Genomic DNA, 19531 nt, shown 5'->3' on the forward strand with positions numbered 1-19531 from the left:
CTCGCAAAATATGGTAGAATCAATCGTGTCGAAGCGATAGTGATGCAACGATAAAGGCAAACTTGTCGAAAGGCAAGGACGCAAAGCCATAGGGTCTAAAGTTCGCGAGAACGATGACAGCCTGGCCGCCGATAGCTTCCCGCTTGGGATGAGAATTGGTGAAGGCTGCTTCCTTATCGGGAGCGGCCTTTTTAAGATAGAATTCGAGAATGCGAGAGCATGGGAGACAGAAAGGTGGATGCGCAGCATGGTCCAAGAAGGAGCATTGCGCAAGAAGGGTTTGGCTGGAGGAGATCGGGATCTGCCGCCTCTCAAGGTGCTGCTGCACTGTCGTACCGTCGTCGAGCGCAAAAACTTCGTCACCACGGGCATCATGACCCAGGTGGAGGGGGAGCTGTTAGAGATCGAGCTGCACGAATATCAATTGTTCGAGCTGGGCGAGACGGTGAAGCTGACCGTCTATTCGCCGGCGGGCATCCAATCGTTCCAATCGATCGTCCTGGCCAAATACGAAGGCGCGATCGCAACGATTCAGCCTCCAGCGCTGCATCAGAAGTTCCAGGAGAAGCGCGAACACTACCGTGTCGAGGCATCGGGGACCGGACTGATCACGCACGTATCCGCCGATAAAGATGAACAGCCGCGGCTGCTGCCCCGGCCGCTGGAAGTCCAGATCAAGGATATCAGCGTGGGCGGGATCGGGTTCGCCGGACCGGACCTGCCGGAATTCAAGCCTGGCTCGCTGCTCCGCACCGTCGTGAACGTGGGGTTCAGCTTTGCCTGCGACCTGGAGATTATGCGGCGCGAGCGAACCGAAGACGGCGTGTTCTGCGGGACGAGGCTGACGCTGCTGGATCCGGACATGACGAGACAACTGCGCGCTTTCCTGTTACGGCAGCAGGTACAGGCGCTCGTCAGGCATCGCAACGAGGCGAACGCGCAGAAGAAATTCAAAGGGTGAAGGCCCGGCTTTCGGCGGAGGAGAGGGACAGGTCCGGATGGACCTGTCTTTTTGTTGCGCGGCGACGCTCTCCGGACGATTGGAGGGGCAAAGCCGCCGTTCGTGCCCGCCGCTCCTCGGCGCTTGCCTTGCGGCGAAGCGATGAAGCCGTTACGCTAGAAGGATAATGGGCGAGGGGAAAGAGTGACCATGCGGGTGAGGATGGATTACGCGCTTGCCGCGATCGGGGCGCTGGCGTTCGCCGCCGGGCTGGCGGGGGCTGCTTATACGAAGGGAATGTTCTTCGACGGCGATCTGTACCGTTGGGAGGCGATCGTCGTCGCGCTCGCGGCCTGCGTCGCGGCAGGCGTCTGGCTGCGCGCCCGCCGTCTCCCGCCGCTCTGGTCGGCGGCGCCTTTTGGGCTGGTCCTGGCCTATGCGCTGTCGTATCTCGCCGGTCCAGCTTCGGTCAAAGGAACGGTGGACGCCATGCTGCGATGGTCGCTGTACGGCGGGTGGATGGTGTTGGCGGGCTTATTCTTCTCCAAGCCGTTAAGACGGAGCGCCGGTTTGGCGGCATTTCATGCGGCCGGTCTGACCGTCGTCCTTGGCGGTCTTGCCGGGTGGTACGGCTGGCTGGCGTACCCCGAGATCGTCTTCCGTTCCACTGACGCCGCGCTCTCGGCGACGGGCGCCCGGCTGGCCGGCTTCCTGCAGTATCCGAATGCGTATGCGGCGGTCTTGGGCATGTGGGCGCTGGCCCAATGGCAGCTCTTGGACGCGCGCAGCCGCCCGGCGGCGGCGTTCGGCTGCGCCGCGCTCATCCCGAGCGTGACGGCGCTGCTGCTGACGGAATCGCGGGGGGCGATCCTGGCGATCGCGATCGGCGGCATCCTCTCGTGGGTCTGCCGTCCGAAGGGGCGGCGCGGCTACGCGCTCGCCGCCGCCGGGATCGCGATCGGGCTGGCGGCGGTCGCCGCCCACGCGTCCTTCGCGGCGATGGCGCGCGGCGCGCCGGCCGCAGGGGTCTGGACGCTGCTCGGCGCCGCGGCAGCAGGCGGCACGCTGCTCTGGGCGCTGCGGCCGAGGCCGGGAGCGGAGGGAGCTGCGGGTTCGAGCGACGGGCGCCGCCGGTTCAGCCGGGCGGCCGCCGCACTGACTACGACGCGGGGCGGCGCGGCCTTATTCGCGATCGGACTCGCGGCCGCGTACCTGCTCCTGGTCGGCGGCGCGTCGGGCGGCGCGCGGGTTGAAGGTCATCTGGAGACGGCCTCCGCCCGGCAGCTGTACTACGCGGACGCGCTGCGCATGTTCGCCGACCGGCCGTTGTTCGGCGCGGGCGGAGAGGCATGGCGGATGCTGGTCGGCCTCTACCAGAGGAGCCCCTATATCGGCAACGAGGTCCATAGCGGCTATCTGGAAGTATTGATCGATACCGGCATCGTCGGCTTGGCGCTGCTGCTCGCGATGCTGATCGGCTATGCCCTGAAGCTGCGCAGGCGCGCGGGCGCGGCCTGGGGACCCGCCGCCGTGCTGCTGGCGCATGCGGCGGTCGATTTCGACTGGGGCTATGCGTTCGTCTGGCTGCTGCTGCTGTATTGGATCGCGCTCCAGCTGTCCCATCCGCAGCAGGCAGGCGGGGCATCCGGCGCCGCTGCGCCGTTAGCGGCCACGGCGGCGGAGGCAGATGACGCCCTCGCGCGCGAGGGGGCCGAACACGCTGCCGCACCGGCTGAGACCGACGATCGGCAGCAGCGCAAGCGCGCCGGCGAAGCCGGAGAAGCCGCCGCCGACCGGCGCAGCCGCGCCAGCCGGGCGGCAGGCGCGGTTCCGGCGCTGCTGCTGATCGCGGTCGCGGTCGCGACGGCGCCTGTCGCCTGGGGGTACGCGGCGGCCGCGCACGCCGACAAGGCCGCCTACGCCGCGCAGAGCGACGCCTTGCGGATCGCGTACTGGCGCAAAGCGCTGGAGGCGAACCCGGCTTGGAGCTCGGCTCGTCTCCAACTGGGGGCGCTCCTGCCGCCGAAGGAGCGGGCGAACCTACTGACGGTCGGCTTGCGGTACGAGCCGCAGTCCGCGGCCATTCAGTACGAACTCGGCATGGCATATATCGATCTGGGAGAGGTCGAGCCCGCGCACCGTTACTTGCGCGAGGCGATCCGCCTGAGCCGGTTCAACCGCGATGCGCAGGATGCGGTCATCGCTCGTCTGATGCGCCTCTCGGAGCGTCTCGACGACGGAGGGGACCGCGAGGGCGGGCGCGCCGCCGCGGACGCCGCCGTCGGCTTCTTCGAACGATACCGCGATCTGTACGCGCGCTTGTATGCGGGGAGGACGAACCCGTGGCACGCGACGGCTTTGTTCGCTTCCGCGAAGGTCAATGCCGCCAAGGCGTACGGCCGATTGGGCATGGAAGACAAGGCGGTGCCGCTGCTGCGCGAGGTCGTCGCCGCGGACGACGGCGACTGGAAGGAAGAGGCCGCGTCGCTGCTGAAGACAATGGGGGTTTCAGCCGAGGCTGCCGTGAAATAGGGGGATTGCCCGCGCGCCGCAACATCAAGCAAGGCCCCTTACGGACGGCTACGCCGCTGCATGGGGCCTTGCTGTCTTCCCGCGCGATGAAGCTACCCGCCGAACGCGTCCCGGAACGCTTGGACGAGCCGCTCCCGGTCCACGTTCCAGAGCGCGGCGATCTCGCCGCTCAGCTCCGTCTCCCACCAGTCCGCCAGCTTCTTGCGGTCGCTCCGGTGATCGTGGATCCACAGCAGGTTGGAGATGACCCGCCGCACGTACAGCTCCTCGGCCTGCTTCATCTGGTCGGCGGAGACGTACGTTTTGAGCCGCTTCGCCGTGCGATACAGCTCGTTAGAGCAGGCTCTGCGAATACCGCGCGGATTCGGCAGCGGCGAGGCGTGCTTCTCTTTCCCCATCTTCATAAGCCATCCTCTCCCGCTTTAGATTATGCGGGAGAGGATGGGGAGGTCACCTGCGGAGGCGGCGGCTGACCGCTTCCCTTGTCATACAGCATTTATGAATTTCACGCCTATTCAATTCCGTATGACCTCCGATACAAACGCGTAGTCCTCTTTCGAGGACGGAAGCCGTTATTCGATGGCTTATTGAACGACGATATAGCCGACCATCGGGATTCCGGTCTTCGGATCGTTGTGCGTTTCGCAGATGATAGGGTAGGTGCCGGCTTGCTCCGCGGTGAAGCGGACCACGGTCGTCTTGCCTTTGTTGACCGTCCCCTGAACGCCGAGTCCTTCGATCGAGAACGGATGGGATTGGCCGCTGACGCCCGTGATCCGGAGCTCGACGGGCTGTCCTTTTTTGACGACGAGCGTATCCGGCGCAAAGACGTAAGCCTCGAGCTGCTTGCCGTTCTCGGTCGTCGAAGTGAATTCGCCCGTGACGAGCTGATATACCTGCGTCTCCGCGGAGATCGGCGCCGTAGCGGCTTGCGTCCGTTGCCATCCAATATACGCGCCTCCAAGCACCACGAGCGCCGCCGCGACGATATACCACTGGATCCTTCTTTTGCTGATGAACATGACTTTGCTCATATCCGTTCGCTCCTCTTCGGCTTTGTCTTAGCTCTATCAAGAGTCTATGCGCCGGCCCGTCCCGGCATGACAAGCCTGCGCTCGCCGGTGCCGGGAGATTCGAGTAGAATCGGCGCGCCGGTCTATGCTAGAATAGAGACGGTTTGGACATCCGGCCACGGCCAGCCGCAAGGCGCAAATCGGATAAAGAGAGCAGGTACGATAGGATGATGGATACGATTCACGAGTGGTTGTCCCAGTTGTTGCAGTGGATTGAGAGCCTTGGGTACTTCGGCATCATTATCGGTCTAGCCATCGAAGTCATTCCGAGCGAGATCGTGCTGGGTTACGGCGGCTATCTCGTCTCCAAGGGCGACATTACGTTCTGGGGCGCGGTCCTGTGCGGGACGATCGGCGCGATCCTTCAGCAGTGGTTGCTCTATGCCATCGGCAGATTCGGCGGACGGCCCGTCGTGGACCGATTCGGCAAATACTTGCATCTCAAATCGAAGCACGTCGACATCGCGGAAGGCTGGTTCCAGAAATACGGACCCGCCATCGTCTTCACCGGACGATTCGTGCCGGTCATGCGCCAAGTCGTCTCGATTCCGGCAGGCATGGCGCGCATGAACTTCTGGCACTTCACGGTGCTGACGGTGATCGCATCGATTCCGTGGTCCATTCTCTTCGTCTGGCTGGGGAATTCGCTCGGGGACAACTGGGAACAGATCAACCATAAGGCGGCCCCGTACGTACAACCGATCATCTTGATCGCGGTCGCGCTGCTGATTCTCTATATTGTCTACCAAATCGTGCGCCGTCGCGGCAAATCGGCGTAATTCGCGAGGCGTCTCCGCTTGGAGACGCCTTTGGCATTTGTTACAATAGAAAAGAGTTAGGTCCAAGGCACATACGCCGGGAAGAAAAGAGGGATTGGGATGAGCCAGCAACTGGGGCACAAATTAAATCAAGGCATCTCGCCGCGCCAATTCATGGACGGCATGGAGAAAAACAAAGAAGCGTTCGCCGCGAATTACGAGCAATTCGCGTGGCCGGACGACAAGCTGCGCGAATTTTTCGAGTCGCTGAACAACCGCGACGATCTGCGCAGCATGATCATCACGGCCGATTGGTGCGGGGATGCGCTCCGTAGCGTGCCGGTCATCTTCCGCGCGCTGGAGACGGCAGGCATCGCGACCGAGGTGATGATCATCGAGCAGCACTACGACCTGCTCGACCAGCACCTGACCCTGGGGGGACGCTCCATTCCGATCGTGCTGTTCACGGATACGGGCGGCCACCTGCTGGGCAAGTGGGGACCCCGTCCGCAGCACGTGCAGGACGTCATGGTCGCGTTCAAGGAAGCGAACCCGGACCGCGAAGCGCCGACCTATGAAGACAACATGGCCGCGGCGCGCCGGGAGATCGTACAGCAGTATGGCGATGCCTCCGATTATACGCCTGTCATTCTCTGGGAACTGCAAGACATTCTCGAGCGCGCGTGAGGTCGGTGGACGAATGCTGACCTTTCAACGATTCACGCTGGGGGCGCTGCAGACGAACGCGTACGTGCTGATCGACGCGGGCCGCACGCGCGCCGTCGTCATCGATCCCGGTACGCCGGACGCCACGCTGCTGCGCCGCCTGGAGGGGCTGAAGGTCGAAGCGATCGTGCTGACGCACGCCCACTTCGATCATATCGGCGGGGTGGACGAGCTGCGCCAGCGCTTCGGCTGCCCGGTCTATCTGCACGCGCTGGAGAAGGATTGGCTCGGCGACGCGGCGAAGAACGGCTCCGCCCGCTGGACGGACGTGACCGGTCCGGTCGCGACGTCGCCGCCGGATCGGTTCCTCGAGGACGGGCAGCGGCTCGAACTGCTCGGAGAGACGTTCGAAGTGCTGCACACGCCGGGTCACTCGCCGGGCAGCGTCAGCCTGCGTTGCGGCGACCTGCTGTTCGCGGGCGACGCGCTGTTCCGGCGGTCCGTCGGCCGCACCGATCTGCCGGGCGGCAATCCCGCCGCGTTGGAGCGGGCGATCCGGGACAAGCTGTACGTCCTTCCGGACGACACGATCGTGCTGCCCGGACACGGGCCGGAGACGACGATCGGCGAAGAGAAGACGGACAACCCTTATGTCAAAGCTTAATAAACGTCTGATGAATGCTCCCCCGCCGGGTTCGGCGGGGGAGCTTTATTTGCCGGAGCGTGATGGTGGGCCCGTCGCTGTAACGATAGAAAATATCGTTATAGGCGTATAAAGGGCGTGGCGGGTCGCTTTAGCGGTAAAAGTATCGTTAGGGGCAATTGCGATTGGGACTGAATAACCGCTAAAGCCGGTTATACACCTCAACTAACCTCAAACCGTGGGAGATACCCGTCGAAACCTGTTATCTCCCCTTAAACGAGCCTCAAACCGTGGGAGATACCCGCCGAAACCGGTTATCTTCCCTTCAATGAGCCCCAAACCGTGGGAAATACCCGCCGAAACCTGTTATTTCCCCTTAAACGAGCCTCAAACCGTGGGAGATACCCGCCGAAACCGGCTATCTGCGCCTCAGTGAGCCTCAAACCGTGGGCGATACCCGCCGAAACCGGCTATCTGCGCCTTCAGTGAGCCTCAAACCGTGGGTGATACCCGCCGAAACCGGTTAACTCCGCCTCAACGAGCCCCAAACCGTGGGAAATACCCGCCGAAACCGGCTATCACCCTCGCCCTCAACTTCCGACCACATCGGCGTTTTATTTTTTTGCGCGAAATGCGTTAGACTGGATACAAAAAGCCGGGCACGTTCGTCTTCCTAATAGCTGCAGCGGAAAGGAGGCAAATCCCTTTGGATCATCCGGAATCCGAAATGTTTCGCCAAGTATTCTATGAACACTATTCGTCCGTGAGGCGCAAGCTTGCCGCCTTGGTGCGCGATGAAGCGGCCGCCGACGATCTGGCCCAGGAAGTGTTCCTGCGGCTCTACCGCAATCCGCCGGAAGAGTCGGGCGCGATCGGCGCTTGGCTCCATCGGGTGCTCACGCGGATCGGATATGACTATATGGACAAGAAAGTCAGGGAGCGGCGGCTGCTCGCCAAGCAAGAGACGCTGCTCGATGAGACGCCGAACCCGCCTTCCGGCGAAGAAGTTCTGCTCCGCCGCCTGGACCAGGAAGAGGTCCGGGAATGGCTTGAGGAGCTGCCGGAGCGGGACAGGCAGGCGCTCATGCTCCGCTACTCGGGGTACAGCTACGCCGAGATTGCCGAGGAGCTGAACCTGCGTCCGCCCCTGGTCGGGACGCTGCTCCACCGGGCTTCCCTCAAACTCAGACAAAGCGCGGGCAAACGGCTGGCGCAAACGGAATAAATCTCGCATTTCGACAAGGAGGATCTGCCATGACGAACGAATCGCTTCATGCCAGAGAGGAGAAGCAGCGGACGGACGACGCCTGGGCGAAGTTCCAGTCGCGGTCGGCCGGCGAGCCGATGCACCCGAATTGGGCCGTCTGGTCCGAGGCGGACGCGCTTGTTGCGAAGAGCCGCCCGCGGGCGGCGACGATCGACGAAGCGTCCGCCTCTGCGCCGCATGCCGAACAGGCGGAAGCGCCCGCAGCGATTCAGCCCCCGGGGCTCGAGTCGCCGCCGCGCAGATTATCGCGGCCGCCGCGCGGCCGACGCAAATGGGCGGCGCTCGCCGCCGCGGGCGTGCTGTTCGGCGCCCTGCTAGCCACGCCGGCGGGAGACCGGGCGCTGGCCTCGATTCTGGCGCAATTCCGGATGCAGGACGTGACCGTCGTGAACGAGGACGACCTGCAGCAACTGTTCAATCAGTTCGTAAGCGACGGACAGACGCGCGAGAGCATCAACCGGTTCGGCAGCTTCGCAAGCACGAACGGAACGATCAGCGGATCGTACGAACCGAAGGAAGCGGCGCGGCTCCTCGGCTATCCGGGGTTGCCGCAAGGGCTGGAAGCGGAGTTGAGCGGCAGCGGGACCGCGCAGGGCCGGCAATCCGCTTACGTCTCCGCTTCGCAACGGGTGACGTTCTCGCTGAATGTGGCGCCAATCAATGAGGCGCTGAAGCGGCTGGGCGCGAAAAAGCTGCTCTCCCCGGCCGTCGACGGCAAGCCGATCACGCTGTCGATTCCGGAGGCGGTCTCGTACCGGCTGCCGGGCAAGGGAGCTGCCGAATTGCGGCAGATGAACGTCCCCGTCGTCACCGTCGATCCTTCGATCGACGTGAAGCAAGCGCTGGACGCGGTGCTGGACTTCCCGCTCCTGCCGAGCCGGCTCAAACAATCTTTGCAGCAGAGCCGCATCTTGTCGGGCGATATCCCGATGCCGGTGTTCGCGGGCCAAGGCGCCGTGCAGCGGGAGATCGGAGGCGTCAAAGTCATCGTACAGAAAGTCGTCTACGGCGATCAGACGCAGTATCAAGCGACCTGGGTGAAGGACGGCCAAATGCTCACGTTCGAAGGCGGCCGGGATTACGACACCGAAGAAGCGTTCGACGGCAAGCTGAAGGAGTGGTTGGGCGCATGAGCGAAGCGGCGATCGTCGCGGACGGACTGACCAAGCAATTCGGCAACGGCCGCGGCTGCCGCGACGTCACGATTGCCGTGGAGGCGGGGGAAGCCTTTGGCTTCCTCGGCCCCAACGGCGCCGGCAAGAGCACCTTCGTCAAGATGATGGTGGGTCTCGTCATGCCGACGAGCGGCAAGGGAACGCTGCTGGGCCAACCGATCGGGTCGCTTCCATCGAAGCGGCTCATCGGTTATTTGCCTGAACTGTACCGCTACCAGGAGTGGCTGACCGGCGAGGAGGTCGTGCGTCTCCATGCCCGGCTATGCGGCGTGGACCGCCAGGCCGCCGACCGCCGCGTTCCGCGTCTGCTCGAGGACGTCGGCATCGGGCTTAGGGGCAGGGATCGGGTCAAGCATTATTCCAAAGGCATGCAGCAGCGTCTGGGGCTCGCCTGCGCGCTGGTGGGGGACCCGCCGATCGTGTTTCTGGACGAGCCTTCCTCGGCGCTCGATCCGATCGGACGGATGGAGGTGCGCCGGCTGCTGGAGCGGCTTAAGGCGCAAGGCAAGACCGTCTTCCTGAACTCGCACCTTCTGGAAGACGTGGAGGCGGTCTGCGACCGGATCGCGCTCATGAACGACGGGCGCATCCTTCGCCATGGCCGCGTGGCGGACGTCCTGCAGCAGCGACTCCGATGGCGATTCAAGGTGGGCGGATTCTCGGACGCGGCGCTCGGCTGGTTGCGGGAAGAGAGCGGACTGCCGGTAGGTATCCCCCCGGACGCGGGATCGGACCGGGATGGCGCCGTATGGCTGGAGGCAGATCTGGCGAACGAGGAGCAAGCCGGCTGGCTGAACGCGCTGATCGTCGAACAGGGCTTGACGCTGTACGAGGCCGGTCCTCGATCGGAGCGGCTGGAATCCTGGTTCGCGAACGCCGTCGCGGGATTGAACCACAGGGGGGAACGGGAATGACGGTGATCTTCGGCATGACCTGGCGAGAGATGCTGCGCAAGCGCGTCGTCTTGCTCACCCTGCTTTTGACGCTTGCCTTTCTGGTCGCCTTCTGGTTTATCGCGCAGACGATCGGATCCGCGGGCAGCATTGCGGGCCTCGACCCGAACGGCGGGGAGGCGTTGATGGAGCGGTTCGCGCGCGGCGCGTTCCTACTTACGCTCGGGTACTTTTTCGGCGCCTTCGTCGTGGCGTTTCTGTCGATCTTCAGCTCCTTCTCCGCGATCGCCGGCGAAGCGGAGCAAGGGGTGCTGCAGGCGATGCTCCCCCGGCCCGTGCCCCGCTGGCAGTGGTATCTGGGCCGGTGGCTCGGTTATGTGACGATGGGCGTGTTGTACGCGTTCTTGCTGTACGTCGCCATTCTTGGCATTACGCAATGGCATGCGTCCGTTCCCCGCGACGCCGTCTCGCTTGCGGAGGCGTTTCTGCTGTTCGCCATGCCGGTTCCGATCCTCGCGGCCGTCTCGATGCTGGGTTCGGGCTTCCTCTCCGCGCTCGGCAACGGCGTCTTCATGACGATGCTGTACGGCGCCGGCTGGCTGGGGGGCATGATCGAGAAGCTCGGCGGACAGATGCCGCTCGGCGCCGTCGTCCTGGCGCCGCTGTCGAAGATTTCCGGCCTGATCGCGCTGGTCATGCCCGTCGACGGGCTGCAGGGCAAGATGCTGGCGGTCTTGTTCGATTACGGCTCTCTCGGCAGTCTCATGCCGGTGGGAGCCAATCCGATGAACCAATTCGCTTTCGGCCAGGTGCCGTCGGCGTCCTTCGTCGTTTATGCCGGCATCTACGGCCTGGCCGCGTTAGGGCTCGGCTTATGGCGGTTCGAACGCAAAGACCTCTAGCAGTCGGGGGCAAATAGCCTTTTCCATGCTTGCGGGAGGAGGGAGCGGGCTGCGCTCTAGAGGGAGGCTCCATCTTCCCGGCGAGGCAGGCGACCAATGCGCGATGTTACGGCGGTCATCTAAGGCGCGGCGCGCGGCGGACACAGCGAAGTTTGTGGGGGATCGTCCGGCGGGCGGGAGTCCGTTACGTCAAGTTTATGGCGGTCATCGTCCGGCACGCGGACTTTAAGGCGCCTGGCGGCGTTCGTCTAACCCTGTCGCATTTTGGAAATTAATGCTTTACAACGCTGGTAGCATCTGCTAATATGGGCCATACCAGCAACTTACATATTTTAGCTACGGCTGCGAAGAACGCAGGCGATAGAGAGCGAACGCTCTCTCCGCTTGCGTTCTTTTTTATTTCCAAGAGGAGGCGATCAGGTGAACCGCAAGAGGCAATTGACCATTAGCCTATCGGCTGCCGTCCTATCCGGACTGCTCGTGTACGGGGTGTATCTGCTGCAGCTGAGGCACATCCGGCTGGAGGAGACGGAGCGCGTCGTCGTGCCGAGACAGTTCGTGCCGGCGGGGACCGCGCTGGACAGGGGGATGCTCACGACCGTGTCCGTCCCGCGCGGCGCGGTAACGGGCGAGATGTTCACCCGGGTGGAGGAAGCCGTCGGCCTGGAAGCATACGCGCCGCTCGGCAGCAACGAACCGTTGCTGAAGTGGAAGCTCGACAAGTTCCGTCTGCTTCCCCGGCCGGGAGAGGCGACGTTCCAGATTCCGCGGGAGTACGTGAAGTCCGTATCGAACGGCATTCGGGCAGGCGACCGCGTCGTCGTCTACTTGTCCGCGGAGGCGAATGTCTCTCGCAGGCTCTTCCCCTCCCCCGTCGTCATCGCGGCGGTCAAGACGGCCTCCAATCAGGAGATCGACAATCCGAAGAACTCCAACCTCCTCTCGCTCGCCGAGGGCGACAAGGAACGGATGTACGCCTCGCGCCGCGATGCGAACGGCAGCATCGACGCCATTAACTTGAACTTGACCGAAGCGCAATGGCTGGAGCTGGACAACGCCTGCAAGGGCGGAGCCGCCAAGCTGGTCATCGCGTTCGACGCCTCCACGTTCGACGCGGCCGAAGGGGGGAAGACGCCATGAGCGCGCGGACCGGTACGTTAGTGACCTTCGCCGGTTCGACGCCGAATATCGGCACGTCGCTAGCGGCGTTCGGGACGGCGTTCCGCCTCGCCTCGGTCACCGGCAAGCGGGTGGGCTTTCTCTGCCTGAACTTGAAGAGCGCCAAGACGCATTTGTACTTGGGGATCGACAAGCCCGAGATCACGCTGGACGGCCTCCGGCCGGAACTGAAGGCGGGCACGCTGACCGGCGACAAGCTGAGGCAGTATGCGTTTGCGCCGACGCGGCTGAACGGTCTGCACGTCTTGTTCGGCAATCTGGCTCGCGACCAGGCCGAATACTACGAGCCGGATCAGGTGACGCGCCTGCTAGACGCCTCTCGGGAGGCATTCGATCTGACCGTGGCGGAAGTCAGCGAGAGTTTATGTGGACAAATTCCATGTAATTTCTGGTTCTGTTCCCCTGGGATTGATTTTCACATACAATACGATTTTTCGAAGAATGATCTTCTGTTCTTCTTCTGTCAGTTCATCCCATACGTCTCCAATTTCTCGAATGAATGATACGTCAACTGATTCATTGTTTGCTGGTGAACTATCTTTAATCTCTTCTAGACTCTTTTCAGCAGCTTCTTTTTCCTCTTCTAAATCCTTTATCCGTTTCGCAACGGAAGATGCTTTGACAGCTCCAATCTGGATTGCTTCCATTAGGTTTTCTAGTCCTGAATCCGCTGCCTTTATTCGCGATTTGAGAGCGTGTATAATTTCCTCATTGTTGTCGCTTTTAGTTCCTAATTGATTTTGTACGTCGTTGTCATCGGATGATATTGTTTTAATCTTATGGACGATATAATCTTCAACCTCTATACGCCGATGATAACCCATGGTGCAGCTATACGGCTTGAACTTTTGTGCCTTACAACATATATAGTCTTTGTAATATACCTTGCCGGTCTTTTTATTCTTGTGCTGCTTAGTTTCGTGTACCACGGATGAACCGCATAGACTACATCGGCATAGGCCCGTTAGCAAGTAATCTCCACGCGGAGGGAGACCGTCATTTCTGCGCTTTAACTCTCTTCGTGAGTCTTCCCATGTCTTTGCATCGACGATTGGCTCCGTAGTGCTTTCATACATCGTTCCGGAATATAACATTTTCCCTGCATAGGCCGGTCTGCTGATGATTCTTTTAATAATGCTTGCCTCGAATGTATGTGAAGGGTGTTTTTCCTGTGCCCATCTAGAAAGCTCGCTATAAGAATCACCATCTATAAATCGTCTGAATATCTCTATTACCGTATCTGCTTCATCGGGTACCATCTCCAAGAAGTCGCCGGATTCGTGCCACTGGTATCCGAATGGCGCATGCCCTCCATGCCACTTGCCGCCGCGTATTCGTTGCAATTTTCCGCCTACCGTACGTTCCACAATCATATCGCGTTCGAGCTGCGCGAACACCGCCAGGACACCGATCATGGCCTTCCCTAATGGTGTACTGGTATTGAATGGCTCAGTAGCCGAAACAAAAGATACGCCATGCTTTTCGAATACATCCTCCAATAGATAAAGAACGTCTTTCTGCTTCCGAGATAGGCGATCCAGTTTCAGGACGATCGCGACATCAAGCTTCTTTTCCTCGATATGTCGAATAAGCCTTCTCATACCTGGTCTATCGAGGTTTGTAGCGCTTTCGCCATCATCCATATAGAATGTGTAGTCCACCCATCCCTGAGCCTTACAATAGGCTTCTAGGCGTTCACGCTGCATGTCTAAAGAATATCCCTGAACCTGATCTAGTGTACTGACTCGTAAGTAACAGGCTACCCGCATGATATCACCTCACTTCCATTCTACGCGGTTTAGTGGGCATAAGAAAACCCCCAAGAGACGAACAGAGGTATTATACAGACCTCAGTTTCAGGAGGAATGAGAAATGTCGGTCGCCACCCGCAAATCCTTGCTAATAAAGGGCTCAAGGCCTTTTCCTGTCACAAAAACGGTGAGTCGATCGGCACCGCGATAACTACATTTTACGTTCTTGATACGGGCAAAAGAAAAGCCCCCGGTTAAGGGGCCATATTTTTGTATTTTTGAACTTCATTATTCCATTCAACCAAACTGTCATTAGCAAATTTGAGATAGACTCCGTTATATTTGCTTTCTGGTTGACTCTCCGATCTGCTTAAAGCAGCCAAAACATTTGAAATAGAATTCGTTAACTTTCCATCAAGTTCGGCTTTGATTGATTCTACAGGAGATGTTGTAGTTGCATCAATATTGATTGCATCCATCCTATTCGATAATCCCTCAAATACCTGTTGAAGTTCCATTCGTTTGAATACACCAATAGAAAAGTTTTTTGCGTCAAGTGGATCTAAGTGTTCTTTTATCTTGTTGTAAATATCTACTCTATTCTTATAATATTGATCAATTTCTAAATGCATTTGTTTATTTGTTTCTTCAATATTCTTTTTCTCATTAAAGTCGTCAAACGATTTTTTAGCACGATCATAAAGTGCTTTTGCATCTTTATTCGTAGGTTCTTCAATCAAGGCGTTGTCAAAACTCTTTAACGCCTCATCAAATTCCTCAAGACGCAGTTGCTCTTTTCCTTGATCCATGTATTTATCGAAGTCACTTTTTCCGCACCCGGAAATCAGCACCAAAAATGCCGCTGTCAACAGAACTAGTATCATCTTCTTCATTAGACAAAAGATCTCCCATCGCATCGATTCTAAAAACTTATTTGTTTAAAAATATCATAAGAATTCTTAGGTATCCATATTTTTCATGTAGAATCTCCAAAACCGCTTTAGTACGATAAAGGGTAACACCAAGATAGGCGGTTGATGGAATTGCAGATGATCGGACTCAACATCGATACAAAAGAAATCGAGTATTACCGGTTGAGTGATGTTAATTATGTAAATCTGGTCAGGTTTAAGAAAAATGCGGATTTATCCCCTGTATACCATACCTCTTATGGTTCATTTACTCCGTTATTGACACTATCGGATCTAGGAAGGGGGCTACGACCTCACGGATTCGAGTTTATAGATAGGTCGCACTTGATTAATCGGAGGAGGGTAAAGGTTAAAAAGAGGGACCTAAACGTGCTCATAATTCAATTTGTCGATTTGTCAATAATTACCGTTTCCCCGAGAGGCCGCATAAAATAGCATGTCAAGTACAGTTTGACCCCCCTAAACTGTAAGATTATTTCGACATAGATCGACATTAATATTTTTTAATCATCTATATACTTACATTATCGACAATTGATGCGCTTCAGACTAATCGATTTCGGTTAGTCTACTCCAGGTCGGGAGGTGAAATTCCCTCCTAGCCTGTCGTCAATGCTCCTTGATATGTTCGTACAGGTCTTCTGCATGAACACCCAAGGTAAGCGCGATCGATACTGCTGTCGAATATCCCATCTTGGCATGACCGGTAATATAGTTGGATATTTTCTGTTCGGTTAATCCGGTCTGATCAGCTAGCCATGACTGGGAAACCCCTTTATCTTTTAGCAGTTGACGAAGCAGGCAACGACCGGGGGTAACCCGCATCGATGCAGCTCCTTTTGCCAATATGGTAAAATAGGTCTTGTTATGCGAACGTTCGTTCGTATAAAATAAGAACAATGACAAAACAGGACGGTGGAGACATGAATAAAATGAAGAAAGAGGTTGAAGTGATTGAGTTTCTGATACGTTATGGATTGTACGAGAAATGGCTCAATCTATTGAGCGATTCGCCCTCACAAAAGCCAAAAAACCCCTAGCTTCTTCCTCCGTCATGACTCGTCCGTCAATTTTCAATGTGTACTTCTGGATGATGTCATTAACATTTTTTATGTCTATGTCTTGGTTCAATTCGTCAATGGCATCTCTGTTTTCCCTTGCATTTGAAATTCCTTTTAGATAATCAATCGATGTCTCGTACAGTTGAGCCATTTTTACAAGCATGTCTGTGTCTGGATCTCGTATACCATACTCATAATTCGCATATGTGCTGACACGCTTAAATCCCAGTTTTTCTGATACATACTTTTTTGTCCATCCACGTTTTTCTCGTTCTAACTTTAATCGATCTCCTAATACAGACACTCGCAAATCACCTCCAGATTGGCACGGTACTATTTTACCACTGTTACACGTAAAATATATTTAGTTACACAAGAAGTGTTGACTTACACTTCACGTGTATGATATTCTTCAAATATGAGTTACACATTACGAGTAATCGAGGTGAGAATATGCTTTCTAAATTGCGACAATTGCGGCTGCAAAAAGGCATCAGCCAAACGTACATCTCTAAGAGATTGGGTTTCAAGCATCCGAGTGGATACGCGAATATCGAGATGGGAAGAAACCGGCTTAGTTTCGAAGATGCCGTTATTGTTGCTGATATTCTTGGAGTTGAAGTAAGCGAACTCCAGGAGGACAAGGTTTTTTTTGAACAAAAGTTACACGTAGAGAGTAAGACGTCAGCATGATCACAAAAATATTAGATTCGACGCAGCGTGATAAATTCCTTTAATTAACCCGGAGGTGAATTATTGTGAATCAATTGTTCAATTTCAACGGAAACGAAGTTCGTGTAGTCAGCAAGGACGGTGAACCGTGGTTCGTTCTCAAGGATGTTTGCGAGGTGCTTGAGATCGGTAACCCGAGTCAAGTAAAAACGAGGCTGGACGATGGGGTCATTTCAAATGAGGTCATCCCCGACTCGCTTGGCAGAACACAAATGACGAGCGTCATCAACGAAGACGGCCTTTACGATGTAATCCTCGAAAGTCGCAAGCCCGAAGCCAAAGCCTTCCGCAAGTGGATCACCTCAGAAGTAATTCCATCAATCCGCAAGACTGGAAGTTACAGCATTCAGCAACATTTGCCTCAATCCTTCGGCGAAGCACTCCGGCTACTGGCTGACAAAGTAGAAGAGAACGAGCGAGTAACAGCCGAAAATGCTCAGCTAGCCAGAATCATCGAGACCGATCGGCCCAAAGTCAATTTTGCCGAAACATGCATGACCAGCGACCGCAGCATATTGGTGCGTGAAGTTGCCAAGCTTGCCAGCAAACAAGGAGTGATGATCGGCGAACGTCGTCTGTTCCGACGTCTCCGTGAATGGGGCATGTTCCTCCAACATCGAAACGAACCGACACAACGCGCGATGGAAATGGGCTTATTTGAAATCAAGAAAGGCGTATATTCCCATCCGGACGGCACGCGTGATTATCAGACACCGAAAGTAACTGTTAAAGGCCAAGAGTACATCATCAATCGTCTCCTCAAAGAGGTTGAACAAGAGAAGGGAGCGTAACACATGTACACTCCAAAAAGCTTGAAAGAATTTCCCCAAGACGTACAGGACACCGTCAACAAGATTATCGCAAACGGAGCTAAAAGAAAGGCAAAACGAGAGAATGAGAAGAAAGGAGCTTAACGAACGGGAGGACGAGCATGGACAAGCCTAATCAGGTCACGAGCCTTGATCAGCTTAACAAATCCGCTCAAAAGAACATCTACAAAATCCTTGCCAAGATAGAGGTGAAAAAAAGGAGGACAAGCCATGCCATTACTGGGCCTCTACAAACACGGCGACTTCAAGGACAAGATAGTGAGCACGACTGACCCCATGAAGTTGCTGAAGGAGGAATAGACCAATGTCGAGCCACTTTGATCGCTTCGCCCAAGGCTTACCGGACCCGCAGGACAGGCCTATCAACAATCAGTACCGTCGTTATCGCACGATCGAGGAAATGGAACTGCTCAAACGCATGGATCTCTGGGAGGAGGAAGAAGACGATGAATAACCGCAATCCCCGCACGGTACGCAGCCAGAAGGTACGTAACCCGATCCCGAGAGGCGGTGACGCAGCATGAACCTTGAGAAGCTCCTGACGCGTTTATACGAGGCGCAGAAGATGAAGGGGACCAACGCCCTGAACGAGATCATGGAGGCGATTGACGCCCATCTGACGGGCGCTAGCAGCGAGTATGACAGCCTAATGGCTGACCTGGAATGGTATCGATCCGGCAACAAGGAGGATGATGCAGCATGACGAACGCAGCGGCAATTGGATACATGATTCTGGCGGCTAAAAAGCTAGATTGGAGCATCCATGATATACACACCTTGGAAAGCATGATGGTTGACATGATGGACGAGCGTACAGAGGAAGAGGCAGAAGAAATTTATCGCAATACTTGAGGTGATGTTGTGAAAAACAAATACGAAATTCATGGCGATGTTGCTGTAATTTTTTTGAAGCGAAAAGACGGAACCGTAATGGAAGCATTGGTTGATTCCGCTGACATTGAATTATTAAACACATACAAAGGAACGTGGCATGCGCATTGCGATTTAAAAAACAATGGATGTTATGCTCGCGGATGTATTTTCAAAGGAAAGATTAAGTCAACAATTTCAATGCATAGGTTCCTAATGAATCAACCTACAGGGTTTATGATCGATCACATTAACCACAACGGGTTGGATAATAGGCGGTCTGTCAATCTTCGAATAGTTTCAAATTCAGAGAATCAATTAAACAGAAAAGGAGTTACAAGACATAGCAAAAGCGGACTCAGAAATGTCTATTGGAACAATACAAGATCACGCTGGCAAGCCGCTATCAAAAAGAGCGGAAAAGTTTACTACTTTGGATTTTACGATGACATTCATGAAGCGTCTGTAGCAGCAGAAAATGGAAGAAGAAGTCTAATTGATTTTTAAGGAGGTGTACAGGATCACATGAAAGAGTGCCGCCATAAAACAACCGTGTACAGCCTAACCACCAAGCTCTGCGTAGAGTGCTCCGGGAAAGTAGTCAAGCGCAACAGAACGCTACAGCTCATGAGGCCGGTAGTCCGGCAGGAGGCGTAAGCATGCATCAACTTAAACCGGGATTGACACATGAAGATATTTTCAAGAGATTCACCGAATCATTCCACCAGATCGCAAAGAACATATTGGATGACGTTGTTGGTGAATACCTCCCACATGCTGAATCCGATTTGGACAGCAATGTTTATTACAGAGCAATGGATTATATCGCGGGCACTTTCGGTGCAGATTCGATGTATGGAAGTGCGGGAAAACGTTTCCGGCAGCACATTTTTGAAGATAACAAGGACCTCATAATTGACCAATTAAATCAGGATATCCAAGCAGAAAATGAACAGTTGAGAAACGAAGTTGAAGCATGGAAGTCGGCATATTACAGGAGTAGGCATGAGCAATAACGTCTACCTACGCCTAGCACGTCTGACCAACAACATTCCGCTAAGGTGGGTTTACGCCAAACAATACGCCAGGGAAGTGAGGAGAAAACGAGATGCTAACGGATGAACAACTCGCAAAGATGAATGCTTACGCCAAAGAAGGGAAAGCATTGCGCTCAACCCTCCGCATGATAGTGAGAGATCTCACGAAGGAATACAAGGCGCTGCGAGACTCTAAGGGCGGTGAATCCAATGGATGACCTCGCCGCCACATGGGCAGAAATGCGCGGGATGACAGGCCGGGAGTTGGAGGTGTTCATAGAGCTATACCC

General features: G+C 56.3%; 25 protein-coding genes, 1 pseudogene and 1 riboswitch. Of the genes and pseudogenes, 20 read left to right on the forward strand and 6 right to left on the reverse strand.

What is annotated here, in order from left to right; translation table 11 throughout:
* The first annotated feature begins 45 nt into the window (after nucleotides 1-45).
* Nucleotides 46-133: riboswitch (cyclic di-GMP riboswitch) on the forward strand.
* Between the two features lie 114 nt (nucleotides 134-247).
* Nucleotides 248-961 carry a PilZ domain-containing protein gene (locus tag H7C19_RS17970; RefSeq protein WP_185144051.1) on the forward strand — a complete coding sequence of 238 codons (714 nt, stop codon included), beginning with the start codon at nucleotides 248-250 and terminating at the stop codon, nucleotides 959-961.
* A gap of 201 nt (nucleotides 962-1162) precedes the next feature.
* Nucleotides 1163-3472, forward strand: a complete 2310-nt coding sequence (locus H7C19_RS17975) for an O-antigen ligase family protein (RefSeq protein ID WP_221469318.1) — start codon at nucleotides 1163-1165, stop codon at nucleotides 3470-3472.
* A 92-nt stretch (nucleotides 3473-3564) separates the two neighbouring features.
* Here H7C19_RS17975 and H7C19_RS17980 read toward each other — a convergent pair whose 3' ends face one another.
* Together H7C19_RS17980 and H7C19_RS17985 are read right to left on the reverse strand one after the other, a co-directional pair.
* On the reverse strand, nucleotides 3565-3876 hold the full coding sequence (locus tag H7C19_RS17980) for a dehydrogenase (RefSeq protein ID WP_185144053.1): 312 nt from the start codon (nucleotides 3874-3876) through the stop codon (nucleotides 3565-3567).
* A 180-nt stretch (nucleotides 3877-4056) separates the two neighbouring features.
* The gene (locus H7C19_RS17985) at nucleotides 4057-4506 is read right to left on the reverse strand and encodes a cupredoxin domain-containing protein (protein ID WP_185144054.1); all 450 of its coding nucleotides are present in this window, start codon (nucleotides 4504-4506) and stop codon (nucleotides 4057-4059) included.
* 209 nt (nucleotides 4507-4715) lie between these two features.
* Between H7C19_RS17985 and uptA the strand changes: the two genes are divergently transcribed.
* The 9 genes from uptA to H7C19_RS35285 all read left to right on the forward strand — a co-directional run bounded on the left by uptA (nucleotide 4716) and on the right by H7C19_RS35285 (nucleotide 12531).
* Complete coding sequence (gene uptA, locus H7C19_RS17990) at nucleotides 4716-5324, forward strand: undecaprenyl phosphate transporter UptA (protein ID WP_185144203.1); 609 nt, start codon at nucleotides 4716-4718, stop codon at nucleotides 5322-5324.
* Nucleotides 5325-5423: 99 nt separating this feature from the next.
* The gene (locus H7C19_RS17995; RefSeq protein ID WP_185144055.1) at nucleotides 5424-5990 is read left to right on the forward strand and encodes a thioredoxin family protein; all 567 of its coding nucleotides are present in this window, start codon (nucleotides 5424-5426) and stop codon (nucleotides 5988-5990) included.
* A 13-nt stretch (nucleotides 5991-6003) separates the two neighbouring features.
* Complete coding sequence (locus H7C19_RS18000; RefSeq protein WP_185144056.1) at nucleotides 6004-6633, forward strand: MBL fold metallo-hydrolase; 630 nt, start codon at nucleotides 6004-6006, stop codon at nucleotides 6631-6633.
* A gap of 685 nt (nucleotides 6634-7318) precedes the next feature.
* The gene (locus H7C19_RS18005; protein WP_185144057.1) at nucleotides 7319-7837 is read left to right on the forward strand and encodes a sigma-70 family RNA polymerase sigma factor; all 519 of its coding nucleotides are present in this window, start codon (nucleotides 7319-7321) and stop codon (nucleotides 7835-7837) included.
* A 29-nt stretch (nucleotides 7838-7866) separates the two neighbouring features.
* Nucleotides 7867-9012: a hypothetical protein gene (locus tag H7C19_RS18010; protein ID WP_185144058.1), complete on the forward strand. Its 1146-nt coding sequence runs from the start codon at nucleotides 7867-7869 to the stop codon at nucleotides 9010-9012.
* A complete protein-coding gene (locus H7C19_RS18015; protein WP_185144059.1) occupies nucleotides 9009-9968 on the forward strand; it encodes an ABC transporter ATP-binding protein in 960 nt (319 codons plus the stop codon). Before H7C19_RS18010 ends, H7C19_RS18015 begins: the two co-directional genes overlap by 4 nt.
* Nucleotides 9965-10849, forward strand: coding sequence for an ABC transporter permease (locus tag H7C19_RS18020; protein WP_185144060.1), 885 nt, complete (start codon nucleotides 9965-9967; stop codon nucleotides 10847-10849). The genes H7C19_RS18015 and H7C19_RS18020 overlap by 4 nt, the downstream gene beginning before the upstream one ends.
* A 420-nt stretch (nucleotides 10850-11269) precedes the next feature.
* On the forward strand, nucleotides 11270-11989 hold the full coding sequence (locus H7C19_RS18025; RefSeq protein WP_185144061.1) for an SAF domain-containing protein: 720 nt from the start codon (nucleotides 11270-11272) through the stop codon (nucleotides 11987-11989).
* Entirely contained in the window at nucleotides 11986-12531 is a 546-nt protein-coding gene (locus H7C19_RS35285) for a CpaE/TadZ family protein (protein WP_281384896.1), read from the forward strand. Before H7C19_RS18025 ends, H7C19_RS35285 begins: the two co-directional genes overlap by 4 nt.
* A 279-nt stretch (nucleotides 12532-12810) precedes the next feature.
* On the opposite strand, the pseudogene H7C19_RS18030 reads toward H7C19_RS35285, so the two are convergent.
* From H7C19_RS18030 to H7C19_RS18045, 4 genes and pseudogenes are all read right to left on the reverse strand, one after another.
* Nucleotides 12811-13797 (reverse strand): annotated as a pseudogene (locus H7C19_RS18030) (recombinase family protein); the annotation flags it as partial.
* Between the two features lie 236 nt (nucleotides 13798-14033).
* A complete protein-coding gene (locus H7C19_RS18035; protein ID WP_185144063.1) occupies nucleotides 14034-14672 on the reverse strand; it encodes an outer membrane protein assembly factor BamD in 639 nt (212 codons plus the stop codon).
* Between the two features lie 648 nt (nucleotides 14673-15320).
* Complete coding sequence (locus tag H7C19_RS18040; protein WP_185144065.1) at nucleotides 15321-15536, reverse strand: helix-turn-helix transcriptional regulator; 216 nt, start codon at nucleotides 15534-15536, stop codon at nucleotides 15321-15323.
* A gap of 168 nt (nucleotides 15537-15704) precedes the next feature.
* Nucleotides 15705-16076, reverse strand: a complete 372-nt coding sequence (locus H7C19_RS18045) for a helix-turn-helix domain-containing protein (RefSeq protein ID WP_185144067.1) — start codon at nucleotides 16074-16076, stop codon at nucleotides 15705-15707.
* Between the two features lie 149 nt (nucleotides 16077-16225).
* On the opposite strand from H7C19_RS18045, the gene H7C19_RS18050 reads away from it, so the two are divergent.
* The 9 genes from H7C19_RS18050 to H7C19_RS18090 all read left to right on the forward strand — a co-directional run bounded on the left by H7C19_RS18050 (nucleotide 16226) and on the right by H7C19_RS18090 (nucleotide 19459).
* On the forward strand, nucleotides 16226-16465 hold the full coding sequence (locus tag H7C19_RS18050; protein ID WP_185144069.1) for a helix-turn-helix domain-containing protein: 240 nt from the start codon (nucleotides 16226-16228) through the stop codon (nucleotides 16463-16465).
* Between the two features lie 65 nt (nucleotides 16466-16530).
* Nucleotides 16531-17295, forward strand: coding sequence for a phage antirepressor (locus tag H7C19_RS18055; protein WP_185144071.1), 765 nt, complete (start codon nucleotides 16531-16533; stop codon nucleotides 17293-17295).
* Nucleotides 17296-17435: 140 nt separating this feature from the next.
* A complete protein-coding gene (locus tag H7C19_RS18060) occupies nucleotides 17436-17606 on the forward strand; it encodes a hypothetical protein (protein WP_185144073.1) in 171 nt (56 codons plus the stop codon).
* Nucleotides 17607-17638: 32 nt separating this feature from the next.
* Nucleotides 17639-17788, forward strand: a complete 150-nt coding sequence (locus H7C19_RS18065; protein ID WP_185144075.1) for a hypothetical protein — start codon at nucleotides 17639-17641, stop codon at nucleotides 17786-17788.
* 66 nt (nucleotides 17789-17854) lie between these two features.
* Nucleotides 17855-18037, forward strand: a complete 183-nt coding sequence (locus tag H7C19_RS18070; protein ID WP_185144077.1) for a hypothetical protein — start codon at nucleotides 17855-17857, stop codon at nucleotides 18035-18037.
* A complete protein-coding gene (locus H7C19_RS18075; RefSeq protein ID WP_185144079.1) occupies nucleotides 18034-18186 on the forward strand; it encodes a hypothetical protein in 153 nt (50 codons plus the stop codon). Before H7C19_RS18070 ends, H7C19_RS18075 begins: the two co-directional genes overlap by 4 nt.
* A gap of 9 nt (nucleotides 18187-18195) precedes the next feature.
* Nucleotides 18196-18711, forward strand: coding sequence for an HNH endonuclease (locus H7C19_RS35500; RefSeq protein WP_185144081.1), 516 nt, complete (start codon nucleotides 18196-18198; stop codon nucleotides 18709-18711).
* Nucleotides 18712-18863: 152 nt separating this feature from the next.
* Complete coding sequence (locus tag H7C19_RS18085) at nucleotides 18864-19220, forward strand: hypothetical protein (RefSeq protein WP_185144082.1); 357 nt, start codon at nucleotides 18864-18866, stop codon at nucleotides 19218-19220.
* Between the two features lie 92 nt (nucleotides 19221-19312).
* The gene (locus tag H7C19_RS18090) at nucleotides 19313-19459 is read left to right on the forward strand and encodes a hypothetical protein (RefSeq protein WP_185144084.1); all 147 of its coding nucleotides are present in this window, start codon (nucleotides 19313-19315) and stop codon (nucleotides 19457-19459) included.
* The last annotated feature ends 72 nt before the right edge of the window (nucleotides 19460-19531 follow it).

It is taken from the genome of Cohnella nanjingensis, from assembly GCF_014212125.1.
In the GTDB taxonomy this organism is placed as follows: domain Bacteria; phylum Bacillota; class Bacilli; order Paenibacillales; family Paenibacillaceae; genus Cohnella; species Cohnella nanjingensis.

Coding starts and splice junctions, on each gene's coding strand:
- H7C19_RS18070 (WP_185144077.1), top strand. CDS start 17,855: ATGAACCTTGAGAAGCTCCTGACGCGTTTATACGAGGCGCAGAAGATG.
- H7C19_RS18050 (WP_185144069.1), top strand. CDS start 16,226: ATGCTTTCTAAATTGCGACAATTGCGGCTGCAAAAAGGCATCAGCCAA.
- H7C19_RS17970 (WP_185144051.1), top strand. CDS start 248: ATGGTCCAAGAAGGAGCATTGCGCAAGAAGGGTTTGGCTGGAGGAGAT.
- H7C19_RS17995 (WP_185144055.1), top strand. CDS start 5,424: ATGAGCCAGCAACTGGGGCACAAATTAAATCAAGGCATCTCGCCGCGC.
- uptA (WP_185144203.1), top strand. CDS start 4,716: ATGGATACGATTCACGAGTGGTTGTCCCAGTTGTTGCAGTGGATTGAG.
- H7C19_RS18035 (WP_185144063.1), bottom strand. CDS start 14,672: ATGAAGAAGATGATACTAGTTCTGTTGACAGCGGCATTTTTGGTGCTG.
- H7C19_RS18010 (WP_185144058.1), top strand. CDS start 7,867: ATGACGAACGAATCGCTTCATGCCAGAGAGGAGAAGCAGCGGACGGAC.
- H7C19_RS18040 (WP_185144065.1), bottom strand. CDS start 15,536: ATGCGGGTTACCCCCGGTCGTTGCCTGCTTCGTCAACTGCTAAAAGAT.
- H7C19_RS18020 (WP_185144060.1), top strand. CDS start 9,965: ATGACGGTGATCTTCGGCATGACCTGGCGAGAGATGCTGCGCAAGCGC.
- H7C19_RS18060 (WP_185144073.1), top strand. CDS start 17,436: ATGGACAAGCCTAATCAGGTCACGAGCCTTGATCAGCTTAACAAATCC.
- H7C19_RS17985 (WP_185144054.1), bottom strand. CDS start 4,506: ATGAGCAAAGTCATGTTCATCAGCAAAAGAAGGATCCAGTGGTATATC.
- H7C19_RS17980 (WP_185144053.1), bottom strand. CDS start 3,876: ATGAAGATGGGGAAAGAGAAGCACGCCTCGCCGCTGCCGAATCCGCGC.
- H7C19_RS18075 (WP_185144079.1), top strand. CDS start 18,034: ATGACGAACGCAGCGGCAATTGGATACATGATTCTGGCGGCTAAAAAG.
- H7C19_RS18065 (WP_185144075.1), top strand. CDS start 17,639: ATGTCGAGCCACTTTGATCGCTTCGCCCAAGGCTTACCGGACCCGCAG.
- H7C19_RS18085 (WP_185144082.1), top strand. CDS start 18,864: ATGCATCAACTTAAACCGGGATTGACACATGAAGATATTTTCAAGAGA.
- H7C19_RS35285 (WP_281384896.1), top strand. CDS start 11,986: ATGAGCGCGCGGACCGGTACGTTAGTGACCTTCGCCGGTTCGACGCCG.
- H7C19_RS17975 (WP_221469318.1), top strand. CDS start 1,163: ATGGATTACGCGCTTGCCGCGATCGGGGCGCTGGCGTTCGCCGCCGGG.
- H7C19_RS18000 (WP_185144056.1), top strand. CDS start 6,004: ATGCTGACCTTTCAACGATTCACGCTGGGGGCGCTGCAGACGAACGCG.
- H7C19_RS18090 (WP_185144084.1), top strand. CDS start 19,313: ATGCTAACGGATGAACAACTCGCAAAGATGAATGCTTACGCCAAAGAA.
- H7C19_RS18015 (WP_185144059.1), top strand. CDS start 9,009: ATGAGCGAAGCGGCGATCGTCGCGGACGGACTGACCAAGCAATTCGGC.